Genomic DNA, 19,544 nt, shown 5'->3' with positions numbered 1-19,544 from the left:
GGTTTGTTTATGTCGCTGCCGCTCGACTTGCATGTGTTAGGCCTGCCGCCAGCGTTCAATCTGAGCCATGATCAAACTCTTCAATTAAAAGTTTTTTGTGGCTCAATGAATACTGATTACATTCTCTATTCTTTCGAATAGAAGACTGTGAATTGACTGTGCCGATACCACTCTTATAAAAGAAAGTATCGATTGGTCACTCAGTTCATTGAAACCAATTTGATTCCGAAGAATCTAATTTGATTATCATCAACGAGTGCCCACACAGATTGATAGGTTTATATTGTTAAAGAGCTTCCGATTTATCGAGCATTGCTCGTTATCGGGGATGCGTATAATACGCTTAGTTTCGATTGAGTCAAGAGTTAATTTCAACTTTTTCAAAACTTCGCTTGGCTTATTTAAAAAACTTTCGTTCCTTCCCAAGCGGTGAGGCGGAATTATAGGGATCCAAAAACAAAGCGCAACCCTTTTTCTAAAAATTAATTTCAATCGATTAAAATCAAACCAACTCCACGAAAATAGAATAAAATTTCAACATTTGAGACTCGTCACATCAATCTGTTGGAAAAACAAGAAGCATATACGTAATATCGCTGTGTCTATTTTGTTAAAAGACAACCGATATTCTCTATTACTTAACTAGTTGTATTCAGATATGAGTTCAAATAAATCGACCTTATTGATTATCGCTCTTGCAGTGCTTGGCGGAATCATATTTTCACAGATAGTTGTATCTCCAGCTATCTCTTATGTTGTGGGTGTCATTATCACCGCGTTACTACTGAAGTTCGTCGCTAATTCACCATTAAAGGACAACCAACCAGCACCTTCTACAAAAACCCTTTATGTTGGTAACTTGCCTTACAAAGCAAACGAATCTCACGTCAAAGATCTCTTCGCTCAATATGGCGAAGTCTTCGCTGTTCGTTTAATGAAAGACAAGCGGACGGGAAAACGTCGAGGGTTTGGTTTCGTCGTGATGGCTTCTGCAGACGCTCAGGGCGCTATTGATGCGTTAAATGACAATGAATATATGCAGCGCACACTTAAAGTACGTGTTGCTAACGAACCTAAAAAAGGGGAATCTCTAGAGTCTGAATTGGATTAAAGCCCAACGACTCTAAATGCTCATTCAGTGCACTTTCTTGCCAAGGAAGTGCACTGCTTAAAATAGTGTAACGCTCGCCCCTGCTTCTACCCGCCTCTAACTTCAACAGCTCTTTCACTCGACGCGCAATCGCTTTTCCTGAATCGACCAACGTAACGTCCCCGCCCAGTGCTAACGCGATCTCCTGTTTTATCAGAGGGAAATGGGTACATCCCAACACCGCAACATCGATTTTGCCAATTAAGGGCGCAAGCAAATTACGCAACTCATCAAGATTCACTGGTATGCCCCGGAGCTTTTCTTCCGCCATATCCACCAACCTTGTAGAGCCGAGCATTTCAACGTTTTTGTTATTTGAAAAATCGCGAATCAGATCTTGAGTATATTGGCGAGTGACGGTTGCTGGGGTAGCAATCAAACCGACAGCTTTATTAGCCAATGAAGAAGCAGGCTTTATTGCCGGGACGACACCGACGACAGGAATATTCAACTTAGCACGTAAGGTTGGTAAAACAATTGTGCTAGCGGTATTACAAGCAATAACCACGATGTCGACGGAATAATTATTTAGACAAGATTGAACGCACGCATCGACTCGCTTAATTAATGTATTTTGCTCAAGCTCTCCGTAGGGATACGCTTGGTTATCAAAAATATAAATATAATTAAGTTGAGGAAGTAAAGCGTGTATTTCTTTATAAACCGATAGACCTCCGACACCAGAATCGAAAATGAGCACGGTTTTATTATTAGGTTCTTGCACTGTTATTATTCCGCCAAAGAAGACGCTGTGATCATACTCTTCGACGTAATTTTGGCAATCGCTGCTGTTTTATCTCTGTGTCAATATCCACACCGATTCCAAACTCGCAGAAAAGAATAAGCCGCCTGATGGCGGCTTAGGGTTAGAACTGATATTCGGCAGTTGCGTAAACATTACGTCCTTGAGCGAGATAGTAGTTACCGCTCGAACCAAGTCCCGTGGCATAAGACTCATTAAAGGCGTTACTAACTTTAACACCAACACTTAAATGCGTAGTGAAATGATAGCGTGTCGCAAGATCAACCGTACTGTAGGAATCAAGTTTGTCGTTATTCTTGTCTTTACGATCACCGACATAATTCGCCGCTAAGGATAAATCAAGCGAGGAAAGCTTATAGCTCAATAACCAACTAAAGTTTCGCTTGCCTCTTCTCTCTAGTTGCGCACCCGTTTCTTTGTTGATTGGATCTTTCCACTCTGCAGACACTTTATGTTCAACAGGTCCTGTCTCAAAGCTTGCCGCCAATTCGACACCTTTAATCTCAGCCTTATCAACATTCGATGGAATCCATGTTCCATCCACTTCAGCCCAATCAATCAGGTTTTCAATATCGGTCTTATAGGCCGATAATTCCCAATCTACCCAACTCAAATACCCACGGAGTCCAATTTCATTGGATACAGATTCTTCTGGCTCTAAGTCAGGATTACCCTGTCCCGGCCAATAGAGATCATTAAATGTTGGAGCCTTAAAACCTGAGCCTGAATTCGCTACAACTTGAAGAGAGTCTGATACTTGATAGCCCAAACCCAAATTCCAAGTGGTGTGCCCACCAAACGAACTATCGTCATCATGACGTACACTGGCTTCCGCTGAAAAAGCATCAATATCGATTAGAGAAGTCGCAAATGCCGCTTTATTATCTTTGTTGGTGTCCTCATATTCGCTGGTATTGGTACCACCACGATTTGCTGTCTCTTTGGTGTAATCCAAACCAAGATTTATAGCTATCCAATCGCTAGGAGTAACAGTATTCAACCAGGTCACATTGTTACGACGAGTGAACAGTGCACTTTTTCCAGACGCGCCATCTGCGTCGCCATCCCAAGCTTCGCTATGGGTAGTCGATATCGTCAACTTACTACTATAGCTCTCAGCTTGGAAATTGAGCCCACCGCTTAACGTGTAAAAATCGTTGTTGCTTTCTTGTTTGACGCCACCATATTGGCCAGCATATTGATTATCCGACTCTTGTTTGTACGCACTCGCATTAACACTCCATCGCTCATTAACATCGTGCTTAACACTGCCAAAAAAGCTGGTTGTATCGTAACCATGTTTATCGCCGTCAGGAGCACCTTGATAGACTGTATAGCCGTCACTTTGCTCTTTGGCCGCGACAAAAGAGCCATAGGTATGCTCATTAATTTGACCAGAGGAGTGCCAACCCAATAGCTGATGATCGTTTTCTCCATATCCCACTACCGCTTTATGTAATGATTGGCCATTACCAGCGGTCGTAATACTGATCACCCCACCCAATGCGTCTGAGCCATAAACTGCGGCGCGAGGGCCGCGAATGACTTCTATCTTTTCGATAGCAAAAGCGGGAATGAGTCCAATCGAAGCACCACCTGAGGTTGCAGAATTGATCTTAACGCCATCAATCAGAACTAAAGTGTGCTGAGTAGCAGTGCCACGTAGATAAATTGAAGTATCCTGAGCTTTACCACCCAGCGAATTAATTTCAACACCAGGCAATGTACGTAAAACATCTAGTGCACTGTCTGCTTGCATCAACTCAATATCTTCACGAGTAATAATACTGACCGAAGCCAAAACCGAAGACTGAGTTTGTTCAACTCGGTTTGCCGTTACCACCACAGTTTCATCGCTGCTCTGCGCATAAGAGATAGAGGCGTGCGACGTCAGCGACGCCAAAGCAATCGCTAAAATTGTTTTATTCATTGTTTTATCCTAAATCGCGTAAGTCCTACCAAGTCGCCGCATTGCGGGGTCATTAACTTGGCCGCTGGCAGGTCTTCGGACTCAAGAGCTCAGTGATCATGGATATCAACACCATATTAGGTGGACATCTACACAACCTACTCCCCCAACTTCCCACATCTGATATGCAGTGTTCACGGGGTTTCGTTCTCTTTTACCGCTGCGCGTCAGTTCTGGATTTGCACCAGATTCCCTTTTCAGCCATCTATACTTCTAAAGTGGCACCAGCTTGGCGCTGATAGTAGTCAGCAATGGAACCAATGTCTAGTTAAGAATCGACTAAGATCGAGTTTAGCGGTGCAGAAAAAAGCCGCAAATATTGAACAACACTGGACATCAGAGTGGGATTGAATAAAATCTGCGCTCTTTGTTTAAAATGCACCGTAAAAGGTAGAACCATGGCTTCTCTTGATGTAAATCCCCAACACTACGCTCAGCAACTGGCTGAAAAAACCGAACGTCTTAACCAGATGTTTGCGCCATATGACGCGCCGGAGTTGGAAGTTTTTCCATCTGATGAGCAACACTACCGCATGCGCGCTGAGTTTCGTGTCTGGCATGAAGGTGATGAGCTTTACTACATCATGTTCAATCAACAAACCCGTGAAAAATACCGTGTTGATCAATTTCCAGCCGCGAGTCGCTTAATCAACGACTTAATGCCACTATTGATTGAAGCAATGAAAGACAACGACACCTTGCGTCGCAAACTGTTTCAAGTCGACTTTTTATCCACCTTAAGTGGTGAAGTATTGGTTTCACTGCTGTATCACCGCCAATTGGACGATGCCTGGATTGAACAAGCGAAAGCCCTTAAACAGCGTTTAAACGACGAAGGCTTTAATCTCAATTTGATTGGTCGCGCTCGAAAAATGAAAATTGTCCTCGACCGTGATTATGTAATTGAAAAACTCGATGTGCACGGCAGCAGTTACATTTACCAGCAAGTAGAAAACAGCTTTACGCAACCAAACGGTAAAGTGGCAGAGAAGATGTTGGAATGGGCAGTGGATTGCACTCAAGATAGTCAAGGTGACTTGTTGGAACTCTACTGCGGTAACGGCAACTTTTCTTTGGCGTTGTCGCAAAACTTTGAGCGCGTACTTGCCACTGAGTTAGCCAAACCATCGGTGGAATCGGCGCAATACAATATCGCGGCGAATAAAATTGAGAACGTGCAAATTCTGCGTTTATCTGCTGAAGAGTTTACCCAAGCAATTGAAGGCAAACGCGAGTTTCGCCGCCTAAAAGACGCTGGCGTTGACTTAAACAGTTACAACTGCAACACCATTTTTGTCGATCCGCCACGTTCTGGCATGGATATCGACACCTGTAAAATGGTGCAAGGCTACGAGCGCATTTTGTACATCTCGTGCAACCCAGAAACGCTGCTGGAAAACTTAGAAGTGCTTGCAACCACTCACCGTATTACGCGCTTTGCGCTGTTTGACCAATTCCCATATACCCACCACATGGAAGCGGGTGTATTGCTAGAGCGCACCAAATAAGGGCCAAATTAACTTTAGAGAATTAAATATTAAGGACTGGGTACGGCCTGGGGTACGGGGAAAGTTAAAACACTCTAAACTTCGGGCTAACCACAGTAAGACATAACATCTTGATGTCAAAACAGCTACTGCTTACAACTAACAGTGGAATAGGCTTCTTTTCTGGTGGTCTAACTCAATTTAGCTCTAGCTGATAGTATGGTATTTTGAAGTAGCTCAACTGTTTCAATTACGTTTCGTCCACCTGCGACTAATCGGTGTAAATCCTCGAAATTAACTTTCACATAATTGTTTTTCCGAGGATTAAAAATAACACCTGACTTCCAAGGCAAAGCCTCTGGATTAGCCAATGAATATGTGAAGTCAAGAAGCCAATAGAGCAGGATTTGACGATAATCGCCTGCTGAAAAATTCTTGCTCGTACATTTCACTTCAACCAAGCAATCATCAACACAAAAGTCGCCTTGACTAGAAGAAATCCATTCCAACCCTGCAATAGGCGGAGCAATAATGACTTCCTTCCCTTTAGCCAGTTCACGTAATCCCAATGCTAAATTATCAGCCACCAATTGAATTAGTACTTTATCTTCATTTGTAATTTGGCTAGGTATTTGTGCATCAAAAAAACGAGACTGTCTTTTTAAGGCGATATCAACATAATCCTCTTCCAGTGGCTCTTGATTTTTAAGTAAGAACTCTGCTCTAGCACAAGCTATCTCATAAAGCATTGAAGGGGTTAAACTCATTTTGCTCAGTGCGATTTCTGAAACTGCATCAATGCCTTCTAGCTCCATTCTCGTTTGATTTAGCCCTGCGACCATACCAGGGACCAAGCCAGGAAAAAGAATTTCTGAAATACCAGGAATATCTCTCGCAACTGTGCGTGGATCAGTAAATGGAAGTCTTAAAAACCGCATGAGGTTGACCACCCCTTATAAAGCTCAGAAAATGTTTTCGATTCTTCACTCTCAAAGCCTAGCGCCCAAGCATGTTCGATTTTCTTCTTCACTCGTCCCCTAAAATGATTCCCTTCATCCCCAAATTGATATGACGCCAGCCAGAACATTCGCTGCAATTCTTCATGACTAGTATCATAGCTGTTACTCGCCGATAAAAATCGAGAGCGGCTTTTCCAGTGTCGCCAACAATCCACACTAGCTCGTTTAATAGTGACGAACTCTGAACTGTTAAATCGGTCTTGAACAAAAATGGATCGTTTTGGTGTTTCTTTAAACCTGATAGCCCTCATGAAATGTAGGCAATTAGCCTCTGGTAACAATAGGTGCTCACATTTCTGTATGACATCATCCAAGCTAAAATCAATCGTTGAATGAATTGTGGTGAATCTCTCGTCAGCTCTTATCTTGGCAATTCCTCGCATAATCTTTGACCAAGAAGCTCTAAAAGCATTTAAATTGCTAGGTTTTAGCAAAGTTTGACATAACTGGGCAGCTGCGTGAGGGCTTTGGAACTCCAGTGTTCGGCTGATTTGCGCAACCAAATATGAATCGGGCTGGCTTTTAAAAGTCTCAGCTTGCAAGAGGCTAACAACATCTATTTCATTGACCGCCTTCTGAAGCTCTTCATATTCTGCGTGAGGGTCATCTGTGTATGGATCAAAATACAGATCTATTTCTTTAAGCTTACCCGCCTGCTCGTCATCAGAGCTAAGCTGGGCTGTCACGAAATTTTTATAGTGTAGAGAGCTTAAAAAAGTCGTTTTGGTACGGTTTAGAGACAATCCATAGTCCGCAAGGTACCTGGACAATGAAGATAAAGCTTTATAAGCATCTGATTGGCTACTTGCAATAAGAGTATAGTCATCAACATATCTATGCCAAACCATACCAGATGCAGTGAGTAACTCATCAATCGCATGCATCAATACTTCAGCTAAGACACGAGAACACTGTCCTCCGACAGGAAGCCCAAATGATCTTCCCGAGCTCATTTGATTTAGTATCCTGTCTAATTGGGCAGAAACTGTAGAGTGCGCTGAAAACAAATCCCCTATTAGGTTTTCCAAGCGATGGTGATAAATATGCTCATAGAAGCCCGACACATCAGTTTGAACTACCACTGATTTACTTTCGGTTAATAAAGGTTCATTAAGTGTTGCAGCTTTATAGGAGTACCATGAGTGCTCTTGCAAGAATAATCGACTACCTTCATTGGAGTGTCGATATGAATGAGCTCCGTCATATCTACGAGGGGCTAGTTTTTCAGAGATGGCAATTGCAAGGCCATTTATGTATACATTCCAAAACGGATGTATCTTAGTTGTAATTCGGAATCCACTGGTTCCGCTAGGTACAAGCAACCTTTCATGGAAGATCGACAGTGAATCGATCATCTGCCTTGCTTTATTTTTCCCCGCCTTATCGAAGGCTTGAAATAGATTATAAGCGACCTCTGCAATATCTTCATTGCAATCAGAGATAAACCTGTTATCTAAGTCAAAAGGAAGAGTGTCATTATCGCCATGAGCACCAATTTCTCTAGCTGCCTTTTTAAAGTGCTCTAAGGTTACTTCACTAGCCATCTCACTACCTTTAATATTTGTACGCACAACGGCATAAATACCAGTCAGTTAATCTGACTGGTATTACCTTATACTGGGCCTTCAGGATAAACGATTAGGTGGTCACCTCTACAGCAGTTTTTGCGGCCACCTCTGCTCCCACTAGTGTCTGAACTTCACTATATAAATCCACTTCAACTTCAGGAACTGATAGCGAAATTACCAGGGCGTACCTTGCTTTCGAACCATAGCGTTCATGGGCCTTTCGGGTTTTCCACCAGCCACTAGCAGGATACACCGCAATCTTTCCTCGAGCAGCGAGATCTGCTGCACTACCACGCCAAATATCTTTGTGAATCGAGCCCCTATGGCGTTGCTGCTTTCCTAACAACCAATTGCTGTCTTCTAATGATTCAGGCTTTTCACCTTCAGCCTTAGCATTGATTCTTCGCATGAATTGCTGATCTGACTCCCCTTGGTGCTTAACGTCAAATCTCAACTGATGACTCGCATAACTGTATTTATTTAATACATTACGGCTCGATGGATTTGGCTCAACGAAGTATGAAAGGGTGATTGTGAGCTCTACATCAGCCTCACCGATTTTTTGCAGCTCATCAACGGGCCAAGGCAAATCGTGTAATTGCATATCCTTGGTCTTGGTATCTCCAGACTTTGGTTTTGTATAAGGCTGCAGTTCATCCTGAATCACCAACGACAAAGAGTTACTTGCACTATTTAGAGCTTTCTCCAGGTCAGGAACACCAAAGCCAACTTTGCGTACCAGCTTGGCCATATCGGATTTTTTCGTATTGCCATCACTGCGTTCAGCAGAAATCAACGAATACATTTCATCCGTCCAATCGGCGGAATGAACGGTTAATGCTCTGACCGTTTCAGGCCACAGCTCAGGGTACTTAGACTTAATCTGAGCAGTAAATCTGGCAGCTAAGGCAGTAGCAGCACTGGTAGCATTTGCACATCGAAAATGTCTTTGAGAGAAGTCATGATTGGTTGTGAGCAGTTCTAAATCTTGCATTCCAGCACAACCGACTTCATCTTGACCAACATTCCCCCCTTCAAACACAACATCTGGCTTAATCGGAGTATTTTTCCTTTCCCATTCAAGGGAAGTTGTCGAATAAGGTGATAGACCACCTTTTGGTGCTAATGGTTGATAGTCGCTTGACTCTGTAATGACATCCTTCTCGGTATATGCACCAACAGTTAACACATTCCAGGCTTGAGCAGGATCATGGACATCGCTTAGATAATTAAGCTCTGGGTACACTACACTCCCAACAGGCTCCGTATTCCCTGCACAGACAGTGAACAATCGAGGAAACTCACCTTCACCAAGAAAGTCTACCGCAAGCATATCCATTGCACTTGACCACGATGACGGCCTACCTCTGTCCGTCCCTTTCCCCGATGACAATGACATCGAATATATACGTGAACGCTCAGGTTTATAGTTTTCTATTTCTGAAACCGCATTTTCGGTCACTATCCCCAGAGGCTTACCAGCATTATCACCATTGAACCTAATGGTTTTAACTGACTCTAACCGGTGGGTAACCGTTTCAATATCTGTCGAGCTTAACCTATCGGCCAAATCTCCCCACATAGCTAAGCCAGCCATACTTGTACCATGACCTATCACATCAGTAGGATCACTATCATCTGTTATCGTTCTTTGGTCTCCTAAATCGGCAAAAGAGGACAGCAATGGATGATCTACGTTCACTCCGGAGTCAATTATGCAAATATATGGGGAATTATCTGTATACGTATGATTTAGGCGATGGAGAAGCTCATCAGACCATTCTCGTTGCTCAACAGGCTCCATTGCATCAAAAAATTCAGCCGTAACTTTCGGGTAACGAATCTCTGCCACCCTAAAAAGAAGAGTTGCATTTTCTTCAAGCTTTCTTTGGCTAGCCTTTACTTGAATAACGGTATGTTCAGGAAAACGAAGCTTATGCTCAGACACTTCGATTTCAGCAATATTCGCTAATCGGGAAAAATCTGAGAGTATTTCAAGGTAGTGGTTATGGGTTTGACGGCTCTTCCTCGGTGTCGCTAACCATACTTCCCACCAAACATCCGCTTCTTTGTCTTCAGGTAGAAGACTGATATCATCAGCCCAGATAGCAGAGAAAGCAGCACGCTTGATAGATTTAATTGAATCAATAAGTTTTTGATGATCAGCCGCATCACCATTCTGCTTTGTTTTGTATCCTTCGTAATCATTCAGCTTTTTTTGGTAGAAGCTTAACTTTCCTTCCGGCACAAAAGCTGTCGCAAGAGTCGTTTGCTGTCCATCCTGCTCCACTGTTTTTACATTGTGTAGCACAATGCCTTGAGGATCATTGGCAAGGCTCTGAACGGCCATTTCAACGTCAGGAAAGCTTTCAAACTCAACCTGGATACCAACCCCCATAGTGAGCTCCGATACAGGAATGCTCTGCTTTAGGTCCGTCAACTCAGTAGCAACATTTTGAATTTCTTGACGTAACTTACTGCTGTGAGAAGCTCTGTTTTTTGCAGGGATTACTATTTTAGAACCGCCACCTCGAGTAGGAGACGTAAATTCGTGAGAGCTGCCGGAAGAATTAAAAAAGAAGTGAGGTTTATTAAATTCGTTTCGAGCCATTCAAGTTCCTTCTTACTCCATAAAGTGCTGACTGATGCTTTTTCTATCCTCAATGGCCTGCTGAAGCATTGTGGTGGTAATCGAGTTATAGTCATGAATAAGCATTTCTTTAATTGCATCATTTGCAGCTAAAGTTATCTCTGCATTACTCAAGCCTTCTGCAATTGCAGGAAGTCGCTTCCAAGAAAAATTCTTCGCTACATACGACTGTAATCGAGTGCGGAACAACTTGATGATTTCATCTTCTGAAGGGAGCTCGTACTTAATTACATCATCAAAACGGCGAAACAGTGCATGGTCTAACGCTTCAATATGGTTAGTAGCACAGACGATGACACTATTGGAGTCATCTTGCTCAATCATTTGCAAAAAGCTATTCAGGATACGCCTAGCTTCGCCAACATCGTTTCCTGAGCCACGGTGTGAGCCTAGAGCATCAAACTCATCAAAAAAGTACACCCCCCTAACTTCTCGGATAGTATCGAATATTTGGCGTAACTTAGCAGAAGACTCACCAAGATACTTGGTAATAACAGCATCAAGGCGAACCTCAAATAAAGGGAAGTTTAGTTCCCCAGCTAAAACCGACGCCGTGAACGTTTTTCCCGTACCGGGCTTTCCAGCCAATAAGAGCTTTCTACGTGGCGAAAGACCATGGTTTTTCAGTGTAGTAAGGTGCTTTTGCTCTTTCACCAACCTCTCTAGCCTACCTTTAACAGAACCAGATATGATTAAGTCAGCAAAACGCAATCTCGGGTGAGTTGTAACCAATAAACCTGATGTGTCTTTAACGCCAGTTGCTATCGACACTGGTAGGTTTTTTGCGCTGTTCTTCTTGGCCTTTTCAACTAACCCTTTGAGCTCTTGAGCAAGCTTCCCATGACCATTTCTCGCCTCATGAGCGGCAACCTGAAGCGCAACAGATAAGAACCTGTCGTCATCTTTATCGATATGTGATTGCATCAAAGCTTTAATTTGAGTCGAACTAGCCATGGGGAATTTCTAAAATTAGGTAAAATGATTACGTAGTAATCATACATTGAAATTTAAATTTCTTCTATCAATGAAAGTATTACAGCTCACATCAACGGCAGATTTTCTCCAATACACACACCAATCTTCAATATCACTTTCTAGCTTTTGACTTAACAAATTTCTGGAAAAAAGTTACTTAGGTTTTCTATTTATTCCAATGCCTTTTGACCGTTGCAATTCCAATCCCTAGTTCTTGAGCCACTTTAGCCTGAGATTTACCCATCGCTTTTTGAGCCTGCACGGCTGCCGTCGTTTTATGAGCTTTCGGTCTCCCAAGCTTTTTACCCTGTGCTTTGGCTCGCTCAATCCCCTCTCTGGTTCGTTCGCGAATCCGGTTACGCTCAAACTCAGCAAAAGCTGAAAACATTTGCAACATCAACTTACCTTCGGCACTGGACAGATCGGCCACTGGCAGATCCAGACAAACGATTTTGATACCCTGATGTGTAAGAACATTGACCGTGTTCTGCACATCGATGTTATCTCGCCCTAAGCGGTCTAGTTTGAGAACCACCAGCATATCGCCCGATTCCATCTGATGGTTAATCAGAGTTTTAAACTGCTGGCGCTTCATCGCTTCGACCGAACCAGAGACAGTTTCACTAACGACACGCGAATCAGCGACGTCATAACCTTTCTGGCGAATAGCAATAATTTGGTTCTCGGTGGTTTGCTCGGTAGTGGACACACGACAGTAAGCAAATATACGCATTGATGACTCACTTTATGTATTGGTATCAAATATAGGGGTATCATAAACAAACAGAATCATAAACTAAATACCCTAATTTGATGATACCCACAAAGTTAAATAAAAGCTGGTATCAATATACGACTGTTTTTTGATACCAGCTTTGCAACTATCAGATTAAACTCCCTGCTCTCTAGCCGCAGCTAACATTCTTTGCAAGAGAGCTGCATCAGACTCACTAGGTTCTGGTTTCGGTTTTGCTAACTTACGCAATAACTCGGCTTGCTTATAATCAGGAACATCGCCATAACTGTAAAAACTGGTCAGTACACTTTCATGCCCTAAATTTTGGCTCCATGCCTTGAACTCTTCAGGTGTTCGGCAAAGCCGCTCACCCAATCGCACCAAGGTATTTCGGAAGCTATGAGGATTGAAGTAAGGCAACCCAGCAGCTTCAAAGGCTTGAGCAAAAGCTTTGCGGATTGGGGTCGCGTTGCTCCAGTGCTCTTCAAGTAAACCAACAGCCTCAAACTGCTGATTAGCGTTATGTGCCAACTTGGTTTTAGGAAACAACGGCGAATTTTGCTTGTACCCTAGCTCCTGTACCAAATAATCAATCCATTCAGTCAAAATCTTCAATGGCAGCTCGCCAACAGGGAAAAAGTAGGTTGTAAATGTTTTGCTGAACTTTGTATTCACATCCCTTGCGTCCTGGTAAAAACTTTGTTCAACCAGATCAATATGTTTTATCTTTGCTGAAGCAACGGCTCCGTCTCTGGCTCCTGTTGAGATAACGAATGCCATTACAGCTCTATCACGCATTTCAATGGCCGTCGAGCAAGGCATACCCTCCAAGGTTTGCTTGATCTGTTCTATCGTTGCCACATTTCTTTTGCGCTTTGCATTAGCGATACGGGTATCTTTTTCAGACAAGTTGAAATACTCAATATCGCTGTAATTGATTTTTGCTCGGTACCCTTTCTGCGTAACCAAATATTGGAAGAACGACTTCAAATGACGAGTTGCTGTCAGTACGGTTGCCTTGCTTAATACCTCACCTGTTGCAATGGACTTTTTGCCAAGAAGGTCCTTCTTAAAACCAATAGCGTGCTTCGCCCTAAACTTCCTAAAGTCAAGATAACCAGTATATTCCTCAAAGCGATTAACTGACTTAAGAACACCATCAATAGTTGAGTCATCTAAGCGCTTGGCTTCCTTGAGGTATTTCGTAAATTCATAAACAATTCGTGCATTATTTGTACTATTATTTTTCATCATTAAATACCCCATCGAAAGGACAATTTAAGAGGTTTTGTCCTCTTAGGATTAAGTGTTTTTCAGCTATCGGTAATTTACCCTTGAGTTCAAGCCAAATGTCATTCACATTTCGCCACGAAACATACTTATTCATTCGACATCCGCACTCTTCACACTCGCCTGTCATGTGAGCCATTCCTGCAGGTTTAGCAATAAAAAGCACTGACTCAATACTTGGCTTCATTGGTTGCTTGCATCGAAAACAGCACATCTCATGATCTTCACAGTCGAACATAATTGCTTTGCGTTTTTGCTTTAAGTAGACCTTCAAATCTGCACCATGAATTAAAAGTGGGCGCTTTTCATCAACAATAGGTAAACCAACCTTGAGCCAGTTACGAACCGTTTTCGGATGAACTCCCAATGTGTCACTGATGTCAATAACGGTGTAGTTTCGATGGCTTTTGATGCGACTAGGATTATTCCGACTACTCATCATTACCTCCTTTCGATAGAGCTATACATTCACTAACCCAAAAATCTACATCCCTTTCCACCCAGCCAACGGCACGCCCCCCTAGTGAAATGGATTTGGGAAACAGTCCTTTCGACATGCGTAAATATATGGTGCTTCGTGATAAACCAGTTCGCTGCTTTACTTCAGGTAACCGCATGATTTTGTTGGACATAAAAAAACCTCTTGGTCCGTTATAAGATGACCAAGAGGTTATTGGAATTACACTAAGCGAAATCCCTATAGGGAAAACCAAAATCCCTATAGGGATTTTATTTTCGTCTCCGCTCTACAGCATCGGGAACTTGATCTAAGTGTCTTTTGATCGTATCAAATTTCATAGGCGTACCATTTAATTCAAGCATTTTCTCTATCGGAGACGTACTGCCTTTATCTAATGGGTCGATATCCATATGGTTACAAAATGCACCGATGATAGTTAATAAAGTACCTCTCTCCCTTGGGGACAGACTTTTTTCATCCTGTGATGAAGGAATAGGCTCATCTTCTAACGACTGAATAAAACGTGTAACTTCGCCCGTTTTAATCACTAGTTCATACTCGTGATCCCATAAAGAGCTAGCACTAACTGCTTGTTGAAGTACCCTTGGTTTTAAGCTTATATGTGCAGAATCGTCTTCATCACCTTCAACTCCATTTTTACTTTGAACAGGTGCTTGTTGATCGTGAGAAACACTAGGTTTATGCAATGCTTGCAGTTTATATATTTGGTCGCCATTCTTAACATAGAACCCTGAAATAATGGGAATTTTCACCTCTGACTCTGGGTAAAGTAGCTGTGATATCTCATATTGCTCTGCGCCAACCATCGCTAAATCATAAACGCCTTTGACCTTATACCAATCTTTAGATTCATCCTTAATCCAGTATTCCTTTGATATTTGATACCGAACACCGACTGGTACATTCACTCTCATATTTTTAGAAAAATTTTTGTGCTTAGGAGTGATTGTTTTATATCTAATATCTTCAGCTCGGATAAGTGAAACTTTTCTAACTGGAGTATCGTTTAAAAAGTTAATAGACAAGGTCAAATGCCCATCAATGGCAAAACGATACAAATCTTTAATGTCTACCTGTTCACCCAATAAAGTTGACATTGTTTTGGCTGCTTCATCCAAAGACAGCCATCTTTTTAATTTCGATAACTTACTAATCATACAAATTCAACTTACCCTAACGCAGATTGCTTTGTTACTAGAGGAACAACGTTTGTAATAGTCAATTCTTGTAGTTTATCCCCCCATGCCTGCAGCACTGTTAGTTGCTCATTAAGATAGTCATGGTGGTTATAAACCCGTAGCATACCGGGAAGCTGGTGGCCTACGGTTTTTTCAATGGCAATAATATCCAGTCCCATCTCGCTACATCGGCTAATAAAGGTTCGTCGCAAGTCATGGGGAGAAAAATGCTCCACTCCAGAAGGTAGGTTTCGCTTAATAAGAGAACGTACAGCGGATGCTTCTTGGATTTTATCTAACGTCAATTGAGGCCAAACAAGCTGCCACTTTTTAGGAACGCTCTCGCGCTGTTCTTGTAGTAGCTCAATAAGGTAATGACTTAACGGCACCTTACGGCTATCGATACTCTTCGTATGTCGATCTTCGGAACTTGCTGGCAACGTCCAAACACCATCTTCAATATCCAGCTCGCTCCAACGCATCTCAAGCACCGCACTAATCCGTTGTCCACACCCAAGGAGAAAGCGGATTAAACGAATATTAGCTCTATCGGTACGCCACTCACTCAAGCTGGATAATAATGCCTTAATCTCGGCAAAGCTGAGGTTTCTCTTTGTAACTTTGGAGCCACCACCAACGTCTTTCGCCTTTAGTTGTGGTGCAGGATGAGTGACTAGCATGTTCAATGCTAAAGCATGATTAATGACTTGATTAATGATCTTATGGCACGCACCAATTGCACCAGCCATTCGATATCCATCTTTATCTACCTTGGCATCAAACACTCTGTTCAGGTCAACAATGCCTAAATCAGCCAGCTTAATACTGCCGATATATGGTTTTATATCTCGTAAGTAGATTGTTCTCGATTGCTCACCACGCAACTGCTTAGACAGGCGTTTTTCATCAAAACTAATAAAGGCATCATCAAAAGTTTTCGCCTCATCCAGCTCTCGCCGCTCTCGTGCTAACTCAGCCTTTGGATTTTTATTGTTTTCCAGCCAGTTTCGATAACGACCAGCTTCCTTTCTGGCTTGATCCAATGTCATCCCAATTTCGGGCTTTGCCTTGACGTATCGTCCCATGGAAATTTTTTCGTGTTTCTTGCCAATTTGAAAACGAAATGTCCACGTCATTGTTCCAGTCGGGCGAACTCGAATATTAAGCCCTTCAATTATCTTATCTGGAATTAAGTACTCTTTGTCTCGTGGTTTCAGTGCTTGCAGTGTGGCGTTGCTGCTAATTCGCTTATTCATGACTAGCTACTCCCTGTCACGCCGGGTACGGCTTGGGGTACGGCAAAATGTAAGATTCAATAGTAAGACTTAAGACATTAATAGACAATAAAAAGAAAGCAACAGTATAAAAACAATAGGTTACAGCACACTAATAGATTTCATTAGACACAATAAAACTAAAGCTTTTATTTACCCACCATATGGAAGCGGGTGTGATGCTGGAAAGAAAAGCGTAGTAGACATAAAAAAACCACCGTATTAATGGTGGCTTTAAGAAAAACGAGCCAAAAGGCTCGTTTTTTGTTTTAGTCTCTGCGGCCAATGTAGCCCATTCGATAGCCTACCCATAACAGCAGTAACAACGAGACCATGATCGAGAAGAAATTCGAACCTGCCTCTGGGTATTGCGCTTTAAGAAATGCGGAGTGACCAAACGCTCCGACAAAGAAACACGCTAATCCAACCAAAGGAATGTCCTCTGAAACCGGATGACGAAGATATTCTTGATACAGTGCTTGCACTGCAAGAACCAAAGCGATCAGCGGAAAAATAGAGAAGGAAATTTCGCTCATCGTTAACCATGACAATAACGCATCACCACACATACCAGCGATCAACGCCAAAATAAGAGTCTTTCTTTCTGAACCACGTTCTACTTGGTTGTTTTCGTTCGACATTAATCTAATCCACCTTTTATACGATTACGATGACGTTCACGTTCTTTTCTATACCAGTGAGCCCCTTTCGCGATCATTCGTAACTGTATGATTAAGCGCTCCGCCAATTCATCGCGTTCACGGCGCTCTAAATCCAGCACTTCTGCACCTGAACTAAACACTAGGGTGACGGACGCTTCTGCTTGCGCATAAGCCTCTTCCCTTGTCACACCCGTGGTAATCAAATATTCACTTAATTCGGCAACAAAATGCTGAATTTCTCGTGCAACTGCAGCGCGAAATTCAGCCGATGTTCCAGAGCGCTCGCGCAGTAACAAACGAAATACGTTGGGGCTACTCTCGATGAATTCCATAAAAGTTTCAACCGACGTTCGAATTACACTGCCTTCTTTGACAATTCTCTGCCGAGCTTGACGCATCAACTGACGAAGCAATAAACCACCTTCATCAACCATGGTTAATCCCAGTTCATCCATGTCTTTAAAATGGCGATAAAACGATGTTGGCGCAATCCCCGCTTCTCGAGCGACTTCCCGTAAGCTTAAATTGGAAAAGCTGCGATCGGCGCTCAGTTGACTGAATGCCGCATCAATAAGCGAACGACGAGTTTTTTCTTTTTGTTGAGCGCGGATTCCCATGGACTTCATTTCATTGTTGTATTCGGATTTAGCACTAATATACCGCGATTCCCGACAGGAAATAAGCGTAAAACATAAAGCTTCTAATCCGACTCTCAATTAAAACCAGTTTGGCCATTTTTTCAATCGCTCACGCGCAATCCGTCTGATAATCCATCGCTTTTTTCAACTTCGCTACAAACTCCGTGATCCCCTCCACTGTCTGCCATGCCGTTCATTTACCATAATGGTATATCAGTTAAAATCTCGCTACAGCAATGTTACAACCTATAACAAGGATTAAATTATGACGCAGACCAACCATTTTGATGTCATCGTAATTGGTAGTGGTCCAGGCGGCGAAGGCGCAGCTATGGGTCTAACCAAAGCTGGTCTTAATGTCGCAGTGATAGAAAAAGAGAGCAGCATCGGTGGTGGTTGTACTCACTGGGGCACCATTCCTTCCAAAGCTCTGCGTCATGCCGTTAGCCGTATTATTGAATTTAATAGCAATCCGCTGTTTAGTAAAAATCAACCTAACGTTCACGCCACATTTTCGGACATTTTGAGTCACGCCAAATCGGTCATCGACAAGCAAACCCGCTTGCGCCAAGGCTTTTACGACCGCAATCAATGTACGCTTATATTTGGAACCGCGGTGTTCACCGACACTCATACCGTTGCAGTAACCAAATCTGACGCCACCGTTGAGCACTACACCGCTGATAAGTTTGTGATTGCGACGGGCTCTCGTCCTTATCACCCGAAAGATGTCGATTTCACTCATGATCGCGTTTACGACAGCGATTCGATTTTGAGCCTCAAACACGACCCGCGTCATATCATCATTTATGGTGCAGGTGTGATCGGTTGTGAGTATGCCTCAATCTTTCGCGGCCTTGGCGTGAAAACCGATTTGGTCAATACTCGCGACCGCCTGCTGTCATTTTTGGATAATGAAGTTTCCGATGCCCTTTCCTACCATTTCTGGAATAACGGCGTAGTCATTCGTAATGATGAAACTTACGAGAAAGTCGAAGGCACCGATGATGGCGTGATTGTGCATTTGCAATCAGGCAAGAAAATGAAAGCCGATTGCTTGCTCTACGCCAATGGACGCACCGGTAATACCGATAAGCTCAATTTAGAAGCGGTGGGCTTAGCTTCTGACTCGCGTGGACAAGTCAAAGTCAACACCAACTATCAAACCGAAGTCGATCATATTTATGCGGTCGGCGATGTGATTGGCTATCCAAGCCTTGCCAGCGCCGCGTATGACCAAGGGCGTTTTGTTGCTCAAGCGATAGCTCAAGGTCAAGCGCAAGGTTTCTTGATTGAAGACATTCCAACTGGCATTTATACCATTCCGGAAATCAGTTCAGTGGGTAAAACCGAACAAGAGCTAACTGCAGCCAAAGTGCCTTATGAAGTGGGTCGTTCTTCGTTTAAACACCTAGCTCGCGCGCAAATTGCCGGCAAAGATGTTGGTAGCCTCAAGCTGCTGTTCCATCGTGAAACCAAAGAAATTCTTGGTATTCACTGCTTTGGTGAACGCGCCGCCGAGATCATTCATATCGGCCAGGCGATCATGGAACAAAAAGGCGAAGCCAATACCATCGAATATTTCGTCAACACGACCTTTAACTATCCAACCATGGCAGAAGCGTATCGCGTTGCTGCCCTTAACGGTTTGAATCGACTGTTTTAGTCACCCGTTAAGCACAAAAATGCCGCCAATATTGGCGG

General features: G+C 43.0%; 17 protein-coding genes, 1 rRNA gene and 1 riboswitch. Of the genes, 3 read left to right on the top strand and 15 right to left on the bottom strand.

Translation table 11 applies throughout. The features are described from left to right. Window positions 1–87, bottom strand: a 16S ribosomal RNA gene (locus BLS03_RS21355); the annotation flags it as partial. 571 nt (window positions 88–658) lie between these two features. Here BLS03_RS21355 and BLS03_RS21350 point away from each other — a divergent pair. Next, complete coding sequence (locus BLS03_RS21350; protein ID WP_093278724.1) at window positions 659–1,111, top strand: RNA recognition motif domain-containing protein; 453 nt, start codon at window positions 659–661, stop codon at window positions 1,109–1,111. Here the strand turns inward: BLS03_RS21350 and murI are convergent. Both murI and BLS03_RS21340 read right to left on the bottom strand, forming a co-directional pair. Further along, window positions 1,074–1,883: a glutamate racemase gene (gene murI, locus BLS03_RS21345; RefSeq protein WP_176765662.1), complete on the bottom strand. Its 810-nt coding sequence runs from the start codon at window positions 1,881–1,883 to the stop codon at window positions 1,074–1,076. The genes BLS03_RS21350 and murI overlap by 38 nt on opposite strands. 133 nt (window positions 1,884–2,016) lie before the next feature. Then, on the bottom strand, window positions 2,017–3,843 hold the full coding sequence (locus BLS03_RS21340; RefSeq protein ID WP_093278720.1) for a TonB-dependent receptor domain-containing protein: 1,827 nt from the start codon (window positions 3,841–3,843) through the stop codon (window positions 2,017–2,019). Between the two features lie 49 nt (window positions 3,844–3,892). Next, window positions 3,893–4,126: riboswitch (cobalamin riboswitch) on the bottom strand. 154 nt (window positions 4,127–4,280) lie between these two features. On the opposite strand from BLS03_RS21340, the gene trmA reads away from it, so the two are divergent. Beyond that, window positions 4,281–5,390, top strand: coding sequence for a tRNA (uridine(54)-C5)-methyltransferase TrmA (gene trmA, locus BLS03_RS21335; protein WP_093278717.1), 1,110 nt, complete (start codon window positions 4,281–4,283; stop codon window positions 5,388–5,390). Between the two features lie 170 nt (window positions 5,391–5,560). Here trmA and BLS03_RS21330 read toward each other — a convergent pair whose 3' ends face one another. From BLS03_RS21330 to fabR, 12 genes are all read right to left on the bottom strand, one after another. Further along, window positions 5,561–6,307: a hypothetical protein gene (locus BLS03_RS21330; RefSeq protein ID WP_093278712.1), complete on the bottom strand. Its 747-nt coding sequence runs from the start codon at window positions 6,305–6,307 to the stop codon at window positions 5,561–5,563. Further along, the gene (locus tag BLS03_RS21325; RefSeq protein WP_093278709.1) at window positions 6,295–7,932 is read right to left on the bottom strand and encodes an RNA-directed DNA polymerase; all 1,638 of its coding nucleotides are present in this window, start codon (window positions 7,930–7,932) and stop codon (window positions 6,295–6,297) included. Before BLS03_RS21325 ends, BLS03_RS21330 begins: the two co-directional genes overlap by 13 nt. Before the next feature lie 94 nt (window positions 7,933–8,026). Then, window positions 8,027–10,567 (bottom strand): S8 family peptidase, encoded by a 2,541-nt coding sequence (locus tag BLS03_RS21320; RefSeq protein WP_093278703.1) that lies wholly within the window; start codon window positions 10,565–10,567, stop codon window positions 8,027–8,029. Between the two features lie 12 nt (window positions 10,568–10,579). Continuing rightward, the gene (locus BLS03_RS21315; RefSeq protein ID WP_093278701.1) at window positions 10,580–11,560 is read right to left on the bottom strand and encodes an AAA family ATPase; all 981 of its coding nucleotides are present in this window, start codon (window positions 11,558–11,560) and stop codon (window positions 10,580–10,582) included. Window positions 11,561–11,747: 187 nt separating this feature from the next. Further along, window positions 11,748–12,314, bottom strand: a complete 567-nt coding sequence (locus BLS03_RS21310; RefSeq protein WP_093278698.1) for a recombinase family protein — start codon at window positions 12,312–12,314, stop codon at window positions 11,748–11,750. A gap of 156 nt (window positions 12,315–12,470) precedes the next feature. Next, window positions 12,471–13,571 (bottom strand): tyrosine-type recombinase/integrase, encoded by a 1,101-nt coding sequence (locus tag BLS03_RS21305; protein WP_245696750.1) that lies wholly within the window; start codon window positions 13,569–13,571, stop codon window positions 12,471–12,473. Then, window positions 13,558–14,049, bottom strand: a complete 492-nt coding sequence (locus BLS03_RS21300) for a helix-turn-helix domain-containing protein (RefSeq protein ID WP_245696748.1) — start codon at window positions 14,047–14,049, stop codon at window positions 13,558–13,560. The genes BLS03_RS21305 and BLS03_RS21300 overlap by 14 nt, the downstream gene beginning before the upstream one ends. Next, complete coding sequence (locus BLS03_RS21295; protein WP_425445125.1) at window positions 14,039–14,224, bottom strand: helix-turn-helix transcriptional regulator; 186 nt, start codon at window positions 14,222–14,224, stop codon at window positions 14,039–14,041. Before BLS03_RS21295 ends, BLS03_RS21300 begins: the two co-directional genes overlap by 11 nt. Window positions 14,225–14,336: 112 nt before the next feature. Further along, complete coding sequence (locus BLS03_RS21290) at window positions 14,337–15,206, bottom strand: hypothetical protein (protein ID WP_143015671.1); 870 nt, start codon at window positions 15,204–15,206, stop codon at window positions 14,337–14,339. 50 nt (window positions 15,207–15,256) lie between these two features. Further along, window positions 15,257–16,522, bottom strand: a complete 1,266-nt coding sequence (locus BLS03_RS21285) for a tyrosine-type recombinase/integrase (protein WP_093278687.1) — start codon at window positions 16,520–16,522, stop codon at window positions 15,257–15,259. 287 nt (window positions 16,523–16,809) lie between these two features. Beyond that, window positions 16,810–17,181: a YijD family membrane protein gene (locus tag BLS03_RS21280; RefSeq protein WP_093278684.1), complete on the bottom strand. Its 372-nt coding sequence runs from the start codon at window positions 17,179–17,181 to the stop codon at window positions 16,810–16,812. Further along, window positions 17,181–17,819: an HTH-type transcriptional repressor FabR gene (gene fabR / locus BLS03_RS21275; protein ID WP_176765661.1), complete on the bottom strand. Its 639-nt coding sequence runs from the start codon at window positions 17,817–17,819 to the stop codon at window positions 17,181–17,183. The genes BLS03_RS21280 and fabR overlap by 1 nt, the downstream gene beginning before the upstream one ends. A 286-nt stretch (window positions 17,820–18,105) precedes the next feature. On the opposite strand from fabR, the gene sthA reads away from it, so the two are divergent. Then, the gene (gene sthA / locus BLS03_RS21270) at window positions 18,106–19,506 is read left to right on the top strand and encodes a Si-specific NAD(P)(+) transhydrogenase (RefSeq protein ID WP_093278679.1); all 1,401 of its coding nucleotides are present in this window, start codon (window positions 18,106–18,108) and stop codon (window positions 19,504–19,506) included. Window positions 19,507–19,544: the final 38 nt, after the last annotated feature.

This window comes from Vibrio xiamenensis, from assembly GCF_900100015.1.
GTDB lineage: Bacteria > Pseudomonadota > Gammaproteobacteria > Enterobacterales > Vibrionaceae > Vibrio > Vibrio xiamenensis.
This window is presented reverse-complemented; position numbering and strand designations above follow the sequence as displayed.

What these genes read in the sequence shown, in the direction of transcription:
- BLS03_RS21325 (WP_093278709.1), bottom strand. Translation starts at nt 7,932, where the DNA reads ATGGCTAGTGAAGTAACCTTAGAGCACTTTAAAAAGGCAGCTAGAGAA.
- BLS03_RS21315 (WP_093278701.1), bottom strand. Translation starts at nt 11,560, where the DNA reads ATGGCTAGTTCGACTCAAATTAAAGCTTTGATGCAATCACATATCGAT.
- BLS03_RS21310 (WP_093278698.1), bottom strand. Translation starts at nt 12,314, where the DNA reads ATGCGTATATTTGCTTACTGTCGTGTGTCCACTACCGAGCAAACCACC.
- BLS03_RS21285 (WP_093278687.1), bottom strand. Translation starts at nt 16,522, where the DNA reads ATGAATAAGCGAATTAGCAGCAACGCCACACTGCAAGCACTGAAACCA.
- trmA (WP_093278717.1), top strand. Translation starts at nt 4,281, where the DNA reads ATGGCTTCTCTTGATGTAAATCCCCAACACTACGCTCAGCAACTGGCT.
- BLS03_RS21305 (WP_245696750.1), bottom strand. Translation starts at nt 13,571, where the DNA reads ATGATGAAAAATAATAGTACAAATAATGCACGAATTGTTTATGAATTT.
- BLS03_RS21320 (WP_093278703.1), bottom strand. Translation starts at nt 10,567, where the DNA reads ATGGCTCGAAACGAATTTAATAAACCTCACTTCTTTTTTAATTCTTCC.
- BLS03_RS21350 (WP_093278724.1), top strand. Translation starts at nt 659, where the DNA reads ATGAGTTCAAATAAATCGACCTTATTGATTATCGCTCTTGCAGTGCTT.
- sthA (WP_093278679.1), top strand. Translation starts at nt 18,106, where the DNA reads ATGACGCAGACCAACCATTTTGATGTCATCGTAATTGGTAGTGGTCCA.
- BLS03_RS21330 (WP_093278712.1), bottom strand. Translation starts at nt 6,307, where the DNA reads ATGCGGTTTTTAAGACTTCCATTTACTGATCCACGCACAGTTGCGAGA.
- fabR (WP_176765661.1), bottom strand. Translation starts at nt 17,819, where the DNA reads ATGGGAATCCGCGCTCAACAAAAAGAAAAAACTCGTCGTTCGCTTATT.
- BLS03_RS21340 (WP_093278720.1), bottom strand. Translation starts at nt 3,843, where the DNA reads ATGAATAAAACAATTTTAGCGATTGCTTTGGCGTCGCTGACGTCGCAC.
- BLS03_RS21280 (WP_093278684.1), bottom strand. Translation starts at nt 17,181, where the DNA reads ATGTCGAACGAAAACAACCAAGTAGAACGTGGTTCAGAAAGAAAGACT.
- BLS03_RS21300 (WP_245696748.1), bottom strand. Translation starts at nt 14,049, where the DNA reads ATGATGAGTAGTCGGAATAATCCTAGTCGCATCAAAAGCCATCGAAAC.
- BLS03_RS21295 (WP_425445125.1), bottom strand. Translation starts at nt 14,224, where the DNA reads ATGCGGTTACCTGAAGTAAAGCAGCGAACTGGTTTATCACGAAGCACC.